We start from the raw sequence: 15062 nt of genomic DNA, 5'->3' as shown, positions 1-15062 counted from the left end.
GGGCGGGACGTCAAGGATCCGGGCAGGACACCACGTACGCAGACAGAGGGGAACGTCATGGCACGACGGGAATCCGGCACGAGGGTCATGAGCTGGGCCGCGGCGGTCACGCTGGTGGCGGCGCCGCTGCTGGCGGGGTGCTCCGGCGGTGGCTCGTCGGACCGCGGCAGCCCCGCCCCCGGCGCCGCTTCCTCGGGCAGCCCCGGCGGGCCGTCGGCGGGCGACGACGGGGCGCCGCGGGGCGAGCAGTCCTCGGTGGCCGCCACGGTGGGTGCCTGGGTGAGCGCGGTCATCGCGAAGGACGCGCGGCGGGCCTGTCTGCTCTCCGTCGCGCCGGGCGGCGACGCGCCCTCGGCGAAGGCGGTCCCCGCGCGGTGCGATGCGGCGACGCTGGAGAAGATGGCCCCCGGGCTGACCTCCATGAGCGAGGCGTTCACCCCGCCGGACGCCTCCGGGAAGCCGCGGGTGCGGGCCAACGCGCCCACCCCCGAGGGCGACCGGGCGGTCGTCCCGACGGCCAGGATCGTCGTGGACGGCACACCGCTGCGGGCGATCATCCTGTCCCGTTCGCACGGTGTGGACGAGAAGGACTTCTCGGCGAAGGTGCACGTCGTCAAGGTCGACGGGAAGTGGTACGTCGGCGGCTTCGCGCTGCGCGCCGGCAACACGTCGCAGACCTGAAGGCCGCTCCCGCGGTCGCCGGGCCGCTCAGCCCGGTACGTCCAGCCGCTGGGTGCCGAGGACCGACAGCAGCCGCAGCGACTCCTGCGAAGGGGAGCCGGGGACGGCGGAGTAGAGCAGGACGCGCTGGTCGCGGTCGGCGATGTCCAGGATGTCGCAGGTGACCTGGACCGGTCCGACGAGCGGGTGGGCGAAGGCGGCGCAGGTGGCGGGCCGGGCGGCGACGTCGTGGGCCGCCCAGATCCGGGCGAACTCCGCGCTGTGGTCGCGGAGTTCACGGACCAGGCCGGTCACCTCCGGGGCGTCGGGGTAGCGCGCCGCGGCGGTCCGCAGGTGCTGGGCCGCGGTCCGGGCGAAGCTGCCGGTGTCCCCGAGGCCGTACAGCCGCCGCCCCTCGGGGTGCGGGCCGAGGAAGGCGCGCCGCAGGAGGTTGCGGTCGCGGCGCGGCAGGGCGGAGAAGTCCTCCATCAGGGCGGCGGCCAGACCGTTCCAGGCGAGGACGTCGTAGGTCGCCGAGAGGACCAGCGCGGCGGTCTCCGGCAGCCGGGCGAGCAGGTCGACGAGGCTCTGCCGCACCTCCCGCGACGGCCCGGGCGGCGGTCCCGGCGGGGAGCCCGCGAGGTGGTGGAGGTGGTCGCGTTCGGCGTCCGTCAGCCGCAGCGCGCGGGCGAGCTGGGCCAGCACCTCGCGGGACGGGGAGGGGGCACGGGCCTGTTCGAGCCGGGTGTAGTACTCGGTCGAGATGAAGGCGAGCTGCGCCACCTCCTCGCGGCGCAGCCCCGGGGTGCGGCGGCGCGGCCCCGCGGGCAGGCCCACGGTGGCGGGGAGCAGGCGTTCGCGTCGGCTGCGCAGGAAACCTGCCAGTTCTTGTCGGTCCACCCGTCCAGTGTGCGCGGGCGGCGGTCCGCCCAGCCAGGTACCACCGGTGCCTGGCCGGGCCGGGCCGCCGGGGTCAGGCTCGTCGGCATGAACCACACCACCTCACTCTCTCCCCCGGCTTCCGGTCTCCTCGCGGACAAGGTCGCCTTCGTCACGGGGGCCGGCCGCGGTATCGGCGCGGCGGCGGCCCGGCTCTTCGCCCGGGAAGGCGCCCGGGTCGTCCTCGCGGCCCGCAGTACCGATCAGCTCGCGGCGGTGGCCGGGGAGATCCGCGCGGCGGGCGGCGCCGCGGAACACGTCCGGTGCGATCTGGCCGACCCGGCGGACGTCCGGGCCGCCGTCGACCGGGCCGTGGAGCGGTACGGACGGCTCGACGTGGCCTTCAACAACGGTGCGGCGGGCCAGCGGCCCGGTCCGCTGGACCGGTTGGCGGAGGAGGAGTTCGACGCCGTCTCGGCCGTCACCTTCAAGGGCGTGTGGGTGGCCATGGCCGCGGAGATCGCCGCGATCCGCGCCACCGCCGGGCGCGGTGCGATCGTCAACACCTCCAGCGTCGGCAGCCTGATGGCCAACCCGGAGCTGCCCGGGTACGGGGCGGCGAAGGCGGCGGTCAACAGCCTGACCGCGTCGGCGGCCGCCACGTACGGGCCGGAGGGCATCCGGGTCAACGCGGTCGCGCCGGGCACCACGCTCACCGAGATGCTGCGGGAGTGGGACGCGGAGTCCCCGGGCACCGTCGCCCGGCTCAACTCCCTGACCCCGCTGGGCCGGGCCGCCGATCCGGAGGAGGTCGCGCAGGCCGCGGCGTGGCTGCTGAGCGACCGCGCCTCCTACGTCACGGGCACGGTGCTCCGGGTGGACGGCGGGATGCGGGCCTGAGACGGCGCGGGCGCCGGGCCGCCTCGACGCGCCGGTGGCCCGGCTCCGTGCGGTACGGAGCCGGGCCACCGGCGGGAGCGGCCGGGCGGGGTCAGACCTCCGGCGTCCCGGACGGCTGCGCCCCGGTCGTCATCAGGGTCGTGATCTCCTCGGCCAGGCGCGGGCCCAGCTCGCCCCAGCCGTCCTTGTAGCCGTAGACCCCGGCCAGGGTGCGGGCCTCGTAGTCGCCGTTCATGATCTCGATGTCGGCGGCGGTGAGGAGCGCCGGGTGGGCGACGCCGACGGCGGACGAGACCTTCATCAGCTCCTTGCGCAGGGTGCGCAGGTAGACGGCGGCGCGGGTGGCCTTCGACGCCGGGTCGAGGCCGCGCATCAGCCACGGGTCCTGGGTGGCGATGCCGGTGGGGCACTTGTCGGTGTGGCACTTCTGCGCCTGGATGCAGCCGATGGACAGCATCGCCTCCCGGGCGACGTTGATCATGTCGACGCCCAGGGCGAAGGCGACGGCGGCGTTCTCGGGCAGACCGAGCTTGCCGGAGCCGATGAAGGTGATGTCGTCGGTCAGCCCCCGCTCGGCGAAGGTGCCGTAGACGCGGGAGAAGCCCATCCGGAACGGCAGCGACACCGAGTCGGAGAAGATCAGCGGCGCCGCGCCGGTGCCGCCCTCGCCGCCGTCGACCGTGATGAAGTCGACGCCGCGGTCACCGCGCGCCATCAGCGCGGCCAGCTCCTGCCAGAACTCCATCTCGCCGACGGCGCTCTTGATGCCGACCGGCAGCCCGGTCTCGGCGGCGAGCAGTTCGACGAAGTCCAGCATCGAGTCGACGTCGTGGAAGGCGGTGTGCCGGGAGGGCGAGGCGCAGTCCTCGCCGACCGGGATGCCGCGGATCCCGGCGATCTCCGGCGTCACCTTCGCGCCCGGCAGCATCCCGCCGAGCCCCGGCTTGGCGCCCTGGGAGAGCTTGATCTCCAGCGCCTTGACGGGGGCACCGGCGACCACCTCCTTGAGCTTGTCGAGGTTGAAGGTGCCGTCGTCGTTGCGGCAGCCGAAGTACGAGGTGCCGATCTGGAGGATGAGGTCGCCGCCGTTGCGGTGGTACGGCGAGAGGCCGCCCTCACCGGTGTTCTGCATCGTCCCGGCCAGCCCCGCGCCCTCGTTGAGCGCGGTGATCGCCGCGCCGGAGAGCGAGCCGAAGCTCATCGCGGAGATGTTCACCACACTCGCCGGGCGGAACGCCTTGGCCCGGCCGCGCGGTCCGCCCAGCACCTTGGCCGAGGGCAGCGGGACCTGCGGGTCGTGCAGGTCGGGCAGGGCGCCCGCGAAGGTGCGCTGCTTGACGTAGGCGTGCCCCTGCATGTGCTCGACGTCGTTGTCGGTGCCGAAGCCGAAGTAGTTGTTCTCGCCCTTCGACGACGCGTAGATCCAGGTGCGCTGGTCGCGGCTGAACGGGCGTTCCTCGTCGTTGGAGGTGACTATGTACTGCCGCAGCTCCGGCCCGATCGTCTCCAGCAGGTACCGGGCGTGCCCGATCACCGGGAAGTTCCTGAGCAGTGCGTGCTTCTTCTGCATGAGGTCACGGGCGGCCACCACTGCCACTGCGGTGGCGGCGACCGCGCCGATGCTCCGGGCGCGCATGGACGTTCCTCTCTCGGTGCCCGGCTCCCCCGTCGGGGCGTGGAGCGTGGGGCGGCGGATGGAGGGCGGGCGCGGTGCCCGCCGCGAAAGGTCGAACGATAGTAGGGCGTCGTCCGGTCAGGGCCGCAGGGCCCCGGACCGCCGCAACGTCTCCGACGGCGACTCCCCGAACTGCCGACGGTAGGCCACCGAGAAGCGCCCGGGGTGCAGAAAGCCCCAGCGGGCGGCGACGGCGGTGACGGTGGTGGTGCCGGGGGCACCGGCCCGGAGTTCCTTGCGTACGTGGTCGAGGCGGACCTCGCGGAGGTAGGCGAGGGGGGTGGTGTCGAGATGGCGGCGGAAGCCCTCCTGGAGGGCCCGGACGCCGACGCCGACGCACTCCGCGATCTCGGCGACGGTCAGCGGCTCGGCGGCGTGCGCCTCGATGGTCTCCATGGCGCGGCGGACCGCGGGCGGGGCGACGCGGGGCTGTTCGCCGTGGAGCGCCGGGGTGTAGTTGTGCGGCTGGGCCATCAGCAACTGGGTCATCAGCAGCGATTCGAGCTGTTTCGTCACGATCGGCCGGTCGGTCATCCCGCCCGGGTCCTCCGCCTCGCGGCGCATGAGGTCGACGATGTTGAGCCAGGAGCGGGAGCCGGGTGTGGTGAGGTTCATACCGAGCGAGAAGGAGATCGGGCGGCGCACGGTGCGGCCGAGCAGGCTGCCCAGGTGTGCCTCCATGGCCGCCCGGTCGAGCCAGACGATCAGCTGCGGGTTGCCGCCGCCCCAGCGCATGTCGAGCTTCCCGGCGGGTGAGGGGACGGAGGCGAGTTCCGGCGAGGAGATGATCTCCTCACGGCCGCAGGTGATCTCCGCGTATCCGGCGAGCGGTATCTGGACCAGGAAGAAGCTCTCCAGATCACCCGGGGTGATCCGGACCTCCGTTCCGTAGTCGAGGTAGTACAGGCCGGTGCGGTCGAAGGGGGTGCCGTGCAGCCGGGCGTCGAGCGTCGCCGAGCGCTGCACGATGCGCAGGTCGTGCGGGCAGAAGGCGCGGCCGACCTCGGCGCGGGCTTCCCAGATGTCTGCTGTGTGGAAGAGCTGGTGATTTGCGAGCGGGGGCTCGTCGGCGGGCACGTCAACCTCCACCGCTGAGATGCGCGATCGGGACAGCGACCCGCGTGATCGGGATAGCGCAGACGATCTTGCCATACCAAGGTGGATCCCCGACCGCCGCGGATCCGAGAAAGAGACCAGGGAATCAACGATGCAGGGAGTGCCGGGCCGGACCGTGCTCGACACGGGCGGCGCCGTGACCGGCGTCCGCCCCGCCGCAGGTACGCCGCGCGCCCCACGCGCGGGCGCCGCCGGTTCCGCCGGAGCGGACGGGGCCGAGCCCCCGCGCCCCGCCGCACCCCTGCCGTCCCGGTCCGCCGCGTCGGACGGGCCCCTGTAACCGGCCGGGTGCCCGGACCTCTCCCCTGGTCCCACGGGTGATCCGGCTTCCCGCGGCTGCCCGCCGGACCCCCCGCCGGCGGGCAGCCGTCCTCCGCACCACCGTCCCCACCGCCGCCGCGTCGCCGCGCCTTCCCCCGCACGGCCTCGTACGGCACCCTTCACCACCGCATCATCCGAACCCCCGGAGGTCCCACTCATGCGCAAGATCACCATCGTCGGAGCCGGTCAGGCCGGGCTGCAGCTCGGTATCGGGCTGCTCGACCACGGTTACGACGTCACCGTCGTCTCCAACCGCACCGGTGACCAGATCCGCGAGGGCCGGGTCATGTCCAGCCAGGCGATGTTCGGCACCGCGCTGGCCCACGAGCGCAACCTCGGCCTCGACTTCTGGGGCGACGCCTGCCCGGCCATCGCCGGTCTCGGCGTGAACATCGCCGACGGCCAGGGCGGCCGCGCCCTCTCCTTCGACGCCCGGCTGGACGCCACCGCGCGCTCCATCGACCAGCGCGTCAAGATGCCGCTGTGGATGGGCGAGTTCGCCCGCCGCGGTGGCCGTCTCGACATCCGCGAGGCCGGTATCGCGGACCTGGAGCGGTACGCCGCCGAGTCCGACCTGGTGGTCGTCGCGGCCGGGAAGGGCGCGATCTCCGGGCTGTTCGAGCGGGACGCGCGGCGCTCCCCGTTCGCCGCCCCGCAGCGCGCGCTGGCCCTGACGTACGTCACCGGCATGGTGCCGCTGCCGCACCGCACCGGCGTCAGCTTCAACGTCATCCCGGGGGTGGGCGAGTACTTCACCATGCCCAGCCTCACCACCACCGGCCCCTGCGACATCATGTTCTTCGAGGGCATCCCGGGCGGCCCGCTCGACCGTTTCGACGGGCTCGCCCCCGAACAGCAGCTGGCGACGTTCCAGGAGCTGCTGCGGACGTACGTCCCGTGGGAGGCCGAGCGCTGCACCGATCTGGCGCTCACCGACGCCCACGGCACCCTCGCGGGCCGCTTCGCGCCGACCGTCCGCAGGCCCGTCGCCACGCTGCCCTCGGGCGCGCGGGTGCTCGGCCTCGCCGATGTGCTGGTCCTCAACGACCCGGTCACCGGCCAGGGCTCCAACAACGCCTCGAAGTGCGCGGCCTCGTACCTGGCCAGCATCCTCGACCACGGCGACCGTCCGTACGACGCCGCCTTCATGGAGCTGGCGTTCGGCCGCTTCTGGGACAACGCGCAGTCCGCGACCGCGTGGACCAACGCGATGCTGGGCGCCCCGCCGCAGCACGTCCTGGAGCTGTTCGGCGCGGCGAGCGTCAACCCCCGGATCGCCTCTCGTTTCGTCAACGGCTTCGACGACCCGCGCGACTTCTTCCACTGGTTCATGGACCCGGTCGCCGCGCAGAACTACCTGGCCGCGGTCAGCTCCTGACCACGGGCCGGGCGCACCCCACCAGCACAGCGACAGCCAGGTAACGAGAGCGGGACAGCAGGACATGAGAAGGATCGCGGTGATCGGCGCCGGGCAGGCGGGTGCCCAACTCGCCCTGGGGCTCCAGGCGCACGGCTACGACGTCACCCTGGTCACCGACCGCAGCCCGGAGGAGATACGCCGGGGCCCGGTCATGTCCAGTCAGTGCATGTTCGACACCGCGCTCCAGAACGAGCGCGAACTCGGTCTGCACCACTGGGCGGACCAGGCCCCGGACATCACCGGCATCGCGTTCTCCCTCATCGGTGCGCACGGCACCCCCGACCTCACCTGGCGCGCCCCGCTGGAGGGGCCCGCGCACTCCGTCGACCAGCGGGTCAAGTGCGCGGCGTGGATCGAGCAGTTCGCGGACGGCCACGGCGAGATCGTGCTGCACGAGGCGGGCGTGGGCGACCTGGAGTGGTACGCCCGTACGCACGACCTCGTCGTGGTCTCCACCGGCAAGGGCGAGCTGAGCCGCCTCTTCCCGCGCAACTCCGAACTCTCCCCGTACGACCGGCCGCGCCGCGCGCTGGCGCTGACGTATGTGACGGGTGCGGAGCCGCGGGAGGGGGAGGCGGGCGTCTACTACCGGCTGGTGCCGGGGGTCGGTGAGTTCTTCTCGTTCCCCGCCCTGACCACGACGGGCCCCTGCGAGATCATGGTCTTCGAAGGGGTGCCCGGCGGTCCGATGGACTGCTGGGACGACGTCCACACCCCCGAGGCCCATCTCACCCGGTCCCTGGAGATCCTCCACCGCTTCTTCCCCGACGAGTTCGCCCGGCACCGCAACTCCCGGCTGACCGACAGCGGCGGGGTGCTGCGCGGCCGGGTCACGCCGACCGTGCGGCAGCCCGTGGCCCGGCTGTCCTCCGGGCGGCACGTCCTCGGCATGGCCGACGCGGTGGTCCTCAACGACCCGATCACCGGCCAGGGGTCGAACAACGCGGCGCAGGCCGCGACCCACTACCTCGACAGCATCCTGCGTCACGGCGCGGCGGAGTTCACCCCGCAGTGGATGCAGCGCACCTTCGACAACTTCTGGCGCGGCTGGGCCCAGTGGGCGGTCGGCTGGACCAACTCCCTGCTGACGGAGTTGGGTCCGCACCACCGCGAGATCCTGACGGCGGCGGCCGAGATCCCGTCGGTCGCGGAGGCCGTCGCGGCCGGTTTCGACGATCCGCGCACCCTCTACCGCTGGTGGTTCGAGGCGGCCGAGGCGGAGCGCTTCCTCGCCGAGAAGCGCGCCCGGCACGCCGCCCGCTTCGACGGCCGGGAGCTGCGGCGCGCGCTGGGCCAGTACGCGACCGGTGTGACCGTGGTGACGGCCCGCGCCCCCGACGGCCGTCACGTCGGGATGACGGCGAACTCCTTCACCTCCGTCTCCCTGGACCCGCCGCTCGTCCTGTGGTGCCCGGGCAGGAACAGCCCGAGCCTGCCGGACTTCACCGACGCCTCGCACTTCGCCGTCCATGTCCTCGCGGCCGACCAGCACCATCTCTCCCGCCAGTTCGCGACCCCGTCGGACGACAAGTTCCGCGGCACCGCGACGACGCCCGGCATCGCCGGGACGCCGCTCCTGGAGGGTGCGGTGGCCCGCTTCCAGTGCCGCACCGTGCAGCGTCTCGACGCCGGCGACCACATCATCTTCCTCGGCGAGGTCGAACAGTACGACTCCGACGGCGGCACCCCGCTGGTGTTCCACTCGGGCTACTACCACGTGGCGACGAAACACCCGGACCTGTGACGGACGGCGGCCGCGGCCGGTCGCGTCAGTCCTGCTGGAGATGGACCGAGCAGGACAGGACGCCCTTCGCGTCGGGCCGCTTCTGTTCGTCCTCGACCCTGCCGTCGACGTAGATACGGCAGACGGCGCCGGGGGCCGGGTTCCGGACGCCGATGTCGTTGAAGCCGTAGCCGACGTTCTGCACCCTGCTCCAGGGCAGGGTCCGGCCCGTCTCGGTGGTGCCGTCGTTGTCGCCGGAGAAGCTGTAGGTGACGTCGGCGGAGCCGGTGCCGGTGACCTCCATGGTCACGTCCCAACTGCCGCCGAACAGGCCCAAGGTGGAGAGCGCCACGGCGGCGGCGACGGCGGCACCGGCCGCCAGCAGCACCGTGACGGGGGTGGGGACGGCGGGGAACTTCACGGCTACTCCTGGTGGCGGGGCGGTCGTCTCGGCGGCGGATCGTCCGGGGCGGATCGCGAACGGCGCGTGGACCATTCTGGGTCCGGGCCGGTCGGCGGCGCCTCCGCCGGAGGTCCGGCTCCCCGCCGCCCGGCACCGGCCGAAAGTACGTATCCGCACTCCCCCGCCCCGAGGAGCGCGGCGGCGGGCGCGGCTACCCTCCTGGCCATGAGTGTCCCGTTCCCGCGCGCCTCGCGGGAGGCCGTCGCGGTGGCCTGTGTCTGTCTGGTGCTGCTGGTCCTGGACGCCGGGGTGGTGAGCCGCAGCGCCGTCGGGGCCACGGTGCTCGCCTGCGGGGTCCTGTCCCTGGGCGCGGTCGCCCCCACCCTGGCCGCGTACCGGGCCGGGCGGGCGTGGACGGCGGGTGCGGCGGGTGTCGCCGTCGCGGTCGCCTCGCTGCTGACGACCGCGCTGGTGAGGCAGACGGTGGGTCAGCGCACCCCGGGGTGGGCCGAACTCCTCGGGCTGCTGGTGCTGTTGTGTCTGGCCTGCCGGTACGGGCGGCGGGGGCCGCTCGCGGTGTCGGCGGTGGCGCTGTTCGTGGCGGTGCTGCATCTCAAGGACCGTGCGCCGACGTCGGCGGAGCTGCCGCTGCTCGGCGGGGTCGACCAGCTGTTCCCGCTGCTGGCGGTCGGCTTCGCGCTGTTCGGCGGCTATCTGCGGACGGAGGACGCCGGGCGCCGGGCGACCGCGGAGCGGGTGCGCCGGGCCGAACGGCTGGACCTCGCCCGCGATCTCCACGACCACGTGGCCCACCACGTCACGGCGGTGGTCGTCCAGGCCCAGGCCGGGGAGCAGGTCGTCGCACGGGATCCGGAGACGGCCCGCCGGTTGTTCACCGACATCGAGAAGGCCGGTCAGGAAGGGCTGGTGGCGATGGGCCGGATGGTCCGTCTGCTGCGCGACGCCGACGACCGTGCGGCGGCCCCCGCCGTCCCCGTCATGACCCGGATCGCGGAGCTGGTCCACCGCTTCCCCGGCCCCGGACAGCACGCCTGGCTGGACGTGGCCGACGGTCTGGACGGCGCCGCGTGGTCACCGCAGTTGGCGCGGTCCGTCGAGCGGGTGGTCCAGGAGGGGCTGACCAACGTCCGCAAGCACGCCCGTACGGCGACCGCGGTGCACGTCACGCTGGGAACCGACGGGGACCGGCTGATCGTCCGCGTACGTGACGACGCGAGCGGGCAACCGCGCGGACGCGGACGGTTCCGGCAGAGCGGTTTCGGTCTGATCGGTCTGACGGAGCGGGTGGGCGAACTGGGCGGCGAGCTGACCGGTGCGCCCCTGCCGGAAGGCGGCTGGGAGCTGGCGGCCTCGCTCCCGATGACCTGACCGGCACCGCCGGACCGCCCGGGCGACCGCCCGCGAGATTTCCCCGACATGAAGGAGTGGCACCCGTAATGAGCATCTCCGTGGTGATCGCCGACGACCAGGAGATGGTGCGGACCGGCTTCCGGCTCATCCTGGAGGCGCAGGACGACCTCACCGTGGTCGGCGAGGCGGCCACCGGCCTCGAAGCCGTCGAGGCGGTGCACCGGTTGCGGCCCGATGTGTGTCTGATGGACATCCGGATGCCGGGGCTCGACGGTCTGGAGGCGACGCGGCGGCTCCGTCAGGACGGGGGCGCGGCGGCCCCCGACACCAAGATCGTCATCGTGACCACCTTCGACCTGGACGAGTATGTCTACGGTGCGCTGCGCGCCGGTGCCAACGGCTTCGTGGTCAAGAACTCCGGCCCCCGGCTGCTGATCGAGGCGATCCACGCGGCCGTCGAGGGCGACTCCCTCATCTCGCCGTCGGTCACCGTCCGCCTCCTGGAGCAGCTGAGCACGCCCCGGCGCGGGCCGGACGCGGCGGCCGCGGCGCGGCGTCTGACCGGGCAGGAGCTGAAGGTGGCGACCCTGGTGGCCCGCGGCCACACGAACCACGAGATCGCCGAGCGGCTGACGGTCGCGCTCAGCACCGTCAAGAGTCACCTCAGCCGCATCCAGGAGAAGCTCAAGGCGCGCAACCGCGTGGAGATAGCGGCCTGGGCCTGGGAACACGGCATCGTCAGCTGACCGTCCGGGCCGGTCACATGGGCAACGAGAGCAGGCTGACCCGCCCGTGCGGCCAGGACGCGTCGCCGCCGAGCGGGAGCCACATGGCCGGTAGCGGCATGACGGTGCGGGTGCCGCCCGGTTGCTCGGCCTCGACCTCGGCGGCCAGCCGGGTCCACCCCATCGCCGCGTAGACCGGCGTCCGGTCCGGCAGGCAGAACAGGAGGGCGAGGCCGTAGCCCTGCTCCGCGGCGTGGGCCGCGGTGGCGGACACCACGCGCCGGGCCAGCCCGTGTCCCCGCAGCTCGGGCGCGACGATCACCCCGCCCAGGCCCGCCACCCGCACCTGGGCGCCGCCGACCCGGACGGGGAGGTCCACCCATCCGGCGTGCGCCACCAGCCGCTCACCCTGGACGACGCCGAAGTGGTGCTCCTTGGGCCGCCAGGTCAGCCCCAGGTGGGAGACCTCGAACGGGTCGGGCCGACCGCCCGAGATGCCGCGCAGATCGGCGGGCGTGTACGTGTCGAGAGCGGTCGTCCGGAGCTCCGGCGAGGAGGACGGACCGGGTGTTGTCTCGGAGGTGTTCCGGGGCATTGCTCATCCTTTCGGTGCGGTATCGGTGGCGGTGCGGGCGGTGGCCGCGCGCGGTGGGCTCTTCGACAGTCCTTGAAGCCTGCGGAGAGGTCGTTGGCGCGCCGGTCGCGCGCGGTGGGCTCTTCGGACCCGGCCTCCCCCGGGGCCGTGGCCCCGCTCCCCCTTCGGCGCGCCCTTCCAGGGTTCGGCACCCTACCCCCACCATTCCATTGGGTCAGCCCTCAACTTCCGCCCCATGCGCTTCACTTGCCGACGCGGCCGAGGTGGCCCCCGTTCTGCGAGCACCGGCGCATCCCGCACCGTCCACGGCCCACCCCTCTCCGACCGGGACGACGGCGCCCCACCGCACACCCCGTTCCCGGTCCGGCTGACACCTGAGCGGAGCGGACACCGGTCCGTGGCGCCCCTCGCCACCGAACGGCAACGCGTCAGCGGGCGCCACACACCAGCGGAGAATCCCCGACCGGAGCCCCGTTCGACCCGTCCGGAACATCCGGGAGTTACCGCAGGTAAGAGACGCTTTTCGGACGGTGGGCGCCAGGGCGTGTCCCGTGCGCCGGGCGGTCGTTGTGGGGTGCGTGGCGCGCCGTCAGGTGCTGCCCCGGCAGGCGCGGAAGCGGGGGCGGGGCGGTGCCGGGGCGGCCGTGGCAGGGCCGGGAGCGCGTCCGCCGTCGGTCGCGCCGGAGTGGGCGCCCCGGGGTCCGCGCCTTTCCGATTCACGCCCTTGCCCATCCGTCACTTAGCGACATAGCGTCACTTGAGGACACGGGAAGATCCACGCCCGTCGAGGCGGTGGATCCACGCCATGGGGGCTGTCCGACCGTGCCGCGCCCGTCGACCACCGAGGTACGCACCGACCACCGAGGTACGCCATCGTGAACTCCCCGGCACCGCAGGCACAGACGCTCCTCTTCTCGCTGTTCACACCGGAGGGGCGGGAGAACCCGCACCCCGCGCTGGAGGCCCTGCGGCGGACCGCGCCCGTGTACCACGACCCGGACCTGGACACCTTCTTCCTCACCACCTTCGCCGACTGTCAGGCCGTCCTCACCGACACCGCCTACCGCACCCCGGATCTGACCTGGTGTGAGGAGAACCTGCCGGACTGGCGTGAGCACCCGGCGGCCGACTTCTTCTACTCCTCGATGCTGCGGGCCAACGGCGCCGACCACACCCGGCTGCGCCGACTCGCCGGGAAGGGCCTCACCCCGCGCCGGGTGACCGCGTTGCGGGACGCCGTGGAGCGGATCACCGACGGTCTGCTCGACGACCTCGCCGACGCGACCTCGGACGGCGGCGCGGCCAACTTCCAGGAGCTGGTCGGCTATCCGCTGCCCGTGGCCGTGGTCGGCGAGCTGCTCGGCGTACCGGAGGCCGATGGTGCCCGGTTCCGGGCGCTGGGCAGTGACGCCAGCCGGTTGCTGGAGCCGGTCCGCACCCCGGAGGACTGGGAGCGGGCCGACCGCGCCGTGGAGCAGCTGCGCGGCTACTTCCTGGAGCTGGCCGAGCGGCGGCGGCAGGAGCCCGCCGACGACCTCGCCACCGCGCTGGCGCTGGAGAACGCGGGGACGCTGACGGAACACGAGCTGGTCGACACGTTGCTGCTGGTCTTCGTCGCGGGCTTCGAGACCACCACCGGTCTGCTGGGGCTGGCCGTGCACGCGCTGCTGCGCCACCCCGAGCAGCTGGCCCGGCTGGCGGCCGACCCCGGGCTGGTGCCGCAGGCCGTCGAGGAGGCGCTGCGGTGGGACACGCCCGTCCAGATGACCGAGCGGATCGCCGGGCGGACCGGGGTCATCGGCGGGGTGCCGGTTCCGGAGGGCGCCAACGTCACCACCGTGCTGACCGCCGCCAACCGCGACCCCGCGCTCCACCCGGACCCGCACCGCTTCGACGTGACCCGCACCGGCAGCCGGGTGCTGAGCTTCAGCGGCGGGCCGCACTACTGCCTGGGGGCGGCCCTGGCGCGGCTGGAGGGTGCGGTGGCGCTGCGCCGGTTGCTCGCCCGTTTCCCGCGGCTGGCCTCCGCCGGGGATCCGGTGCGCCGGGAGTCGTTCAGCCTCCGTGTCTTCGAGGACCTGCCCGTGGGCCACGGTCCCGCCGTTCCGTCCGTCACGTACTCCGGAAAGGCCGCCGCATGAGTTTTCTGGACCCCGAGCGCGAGGTGCTCGAACGCCTGCTGCCCGGTCTCGACGCGGCGCTCGCCGCGCACCCGCTGGCCGAGTTGGAGCGGCGCGGCAGCCCCGCCCTCGCGGCGTTCCGGGAGGCCAAGGGCCCCGGGCTGCTGGTTCCCGGGGACCATTCCGGTGTCGGCGCGAGCCCGCTGGAGGCCGTCCGGTTGCAGCGGGCGGTGGGCGCCCGCTGCCCGTCGCTGGCGGTCGCCACCACCATGCACCACTTCTCGGTGGCCGGTCTGGTGGAGGCGACCCGGCACGGTGCCGGGTTCGCGTGGATGCTGCTGGAGGCGGTCGTCGGGGACCGGTTGCTGCTGGCGTCCGGCTTCGCGGAGGGCCGCACCGGACAGTCCGTGCTGCGTCCGGCCATCACCGCCGAACGCCGCGGCGACCATGTCGTGCTCAACGGCAGCAAGAAGCCGTGCAGCCTGGCCCACTCCATGGACGTCCTCACCGCCTCGGTGACGATGACCGACGCGGACGGTACCGAGCGGCTGGCGGTGGCCATCGTGCCCGCGCGGACCGAGGGGGTCTCCGTCCGGCCGTTCTGGAGCAACACCGTGCTGGCCGGTGCGGAGAGCGAGGAGGTGGTCCTCACCGAGGTGACGCTGGACCCGCAGATGGTCGTCGCCACCGACGTGACCGCCGGGTCCGCGCTGGACTCCCTGCACATCGCGGGGTTCCTCTGGTTCGAGCTGCTGATGACGGCCGGATATCTGGGCACCGCCAGTGCCCTGGTGGAGCGGGCGCTGCTGCGCGGCGGGGGTACGGCCGGTGACCGGGCCCTGCTCGTCACCGAACTCGACGCCGCGATGCTGGCGGTGGAGGCGGTGGCGCGGGAGATGGGCGAGCGCGCCGAGTGGGGCGAGCCGCTGCTGGTGCGGGCGTTGACCGCGCGCTACGCCGCCCAGGACGCCATCGCCCGCGCCACCCCGGTCGCGCTGGGGATGCTCGGCGGGATGTCCTTCATCGGCTCCACCGCGGGCACCTATCTCGCCTCCGCCGCGACCGGTCTCGCCTTCCATCCGCCGTCCCGGGGCAGGACGGCCGAGGCGCTGTGCGCGGCCCTGGACGGCCAGGCCCTGCGGGTCGGGTGACGC

Annotated in this window: 13 protein-coding genes; 8 read left to right on the top strand and 5 right to left on the bottom strand. The window is 73.5% G+C overall.

Translation table 11 applies throughout. The annotated features are described in order from the left end of the window. Positions 1-57: 57 nt before the first annotated feature. Complete coding sequence (locus IF23_RS0111275; RefSeq protein WP_157848001.1) at positions 58-681, top strand: hypothetical protein; 624 nt, start codon at positions 58-60, stop codon at positions 679-681. Between the two features lie 27 nt (positions 682-708). On the opposite strand, the gene IF23_RS0111270 is transcribed toward IF23_RS0111275, so the two are convergent. Next, positions 709-1560, bottom strand: coding sequence for a helix-turn-helix transcriptional regulator (locus tag IF23_RS0111270; RefSeq protein WP_030282485.1), 852 nt, complete (start codon positions 1558-1560; stop codon positions 709-711). Positions 1561-1647: 87 nt separating this feature from the next. Here IF23_RS0111270 and IF23_RS0111265 point away from each other — a divergent pair, with 87 nt between their 5' ends. After that, entirely contained in the window at positions 1648-2439 is a 792-nt protein-coding gene (locus IF23_RS0111265; protein WP_030282478.1) for an SDR family NAD(P)-dependent oxidoreductase, read from the top strand. Between the two features lie 91 nt (positions 2440-2530). Here the strand turns inward: IF23_RS0111265 and IF23_RS0111260 are convergent, their stop codons facing one another. Both IF23_RS0111260 and IF23_RS0111255 read right to left on the bottom strand, forming a co-directional pair. Beyond that, the gene (locus IF23_RS0111260; RefSeq protein WP_030282477.1) at positions 2531-4075 is read right to left on the bottom strand and encodes an FMN-binding glutamate synthase family protein; all 1545 of its coding nucleotides are present in this window, start codon (positions 4073-4075) and stop codon (positions 2531-2533) included. Between the two features lie 117 nt (positions 4076-4192). After that, complete coding sequence (locus tag IF23_RS0111255) at positions 4193-5191, bottom strand: AraC family transcriptional regulator (RefSeq protein WP_030282475.1); 999 nt, start codon at positions 5189-5191, stop codon at positions 4193-4195. A 517-nt stretch (positions 5192-5708) separates the two neighbouring features. On the opposite strand from IF23_RS0111255, the gene IF23_RS0111245 reads away from it, so the two are divergent. Together IF23_RS0111245 and IF23_RS0111240 are read left to right on the top strand one after the other, a co-directional pair. Next, positions 5709-6929 carry a styrene monooxygenase/indole monooxygenase family protein gene (locus tag IF23_RS0111245; RefSeq protein WP_030282471.1) on the top strand — a complete coding sequence of 407 codons (1221 nt, stop codon included), beginning with the start codon at positions 5709-5711 and terminating at the stop codon, positions 6927-6929. 64 nt (positions 6930-6993) lie between these two features. Continuing rightward, entirely contained in the window at positions 6994-8715 is a 1722-nt protein-coding gene (locus IF23_RS0111240) for a flavin reductase (protein ID WP_030282469.1), read from the top strand. Between the two features lie 25 nt (positions 8716-8740). Here the strand turns inward: IF23_RS0111240 and IF23_RS33985 are convergent, their stop codons facing one another. Then, a complete protein-coding gene (locus IF23_RS33985; RefSeq protein WP_030282466.1) occupies positions 8741-9115 on the bottom strand; it encodes a hypothetical protein in 375 nt (124 codons plus the stop codon). A gap of 207 nt (positions 9116-9322) precedes the next feature. On the opposite strand from IF23_RS33985, the gene IF23_RS0111230 reads away from it, so the two are divergent. Next, positions 9323-10486, top strand: a complete 1164-nt coding sequence (locus IF23_RS0111230) for a sensor histidine kinase (protein WP_051739491.1) — start codon at positions 9323-9325, stop codon at positions 10484-10486. Positions 10487-10554: 68 nt separating this feature from the next. After that, positions 10555-11214: a response regulator gene (locus tag IF23_RS0111225; RefSeq protein WP_030282462.1), complete on the top strand. Its 660-nt coding sequence runs from the start codon at positions 10555-10557 to the stop codon at positions 11212-11214. Positions 11215-11227: 13 nt separating this feature from the next. On the opposite strand, the gene IF23_RS0111220 is transcribed toward IF23_RS0111225, so the two are convergent. Continuing rightward, positions 11228-11788 carry a GNAT family N-acetyltransferase gene (locus IF23_RS0111220; protein ID WP_030282461.1) on the bottom strand — a complete coding sequence of 187 codons (561 nt, stop codon included), beginning with the start codon at positions 11786-11788 and terminating at the stop codon, positions 11228-11230. Positions 11789-12663: 875 nt separating this feature from the next. Here IF23_RS0111220 and IF23_RS0111215 point away from each other — a divergent pair. Further along, positions 12664-13929 (top strand): cytochrome P450, encoded by a 1266-nt coding sequence (locus IF23_RS0111215; RefSeq protein WP_030282459.1) that lies wholly within the window; start codon positions 12664-12666, stop codon positions 13927-13929. Beyond that, entirely contained in the window at positions 13926-15059 is a 1134-nt protein-coding gene (locus IF23_RS0111210; RefSeq protein WP_030282457.1) for an acyl-CoA dehydrogenase family protein, read from the top strand. The genes IF23_RS0111215 and IF23_RS0111210 overlap by 4 nt, the downstream gene beginning before the upstream one ends. Positions 15060-15062: the final 3 nt, after the last annotated feature.

Source organism: Streptomyces catenulae, assembly GCF_000718015.1.
Classification (GTDB): Bacteria; Actinomycetota; Actinomycetes; order Streptomycetales; family Streptomycetaceae; genus Streptomyces; species Streptomyces catenulae.
Note: the sequence above shows the minus strand (reverse complement) of the source record. Positions and strands in the feature narration are given on the sequence as shown.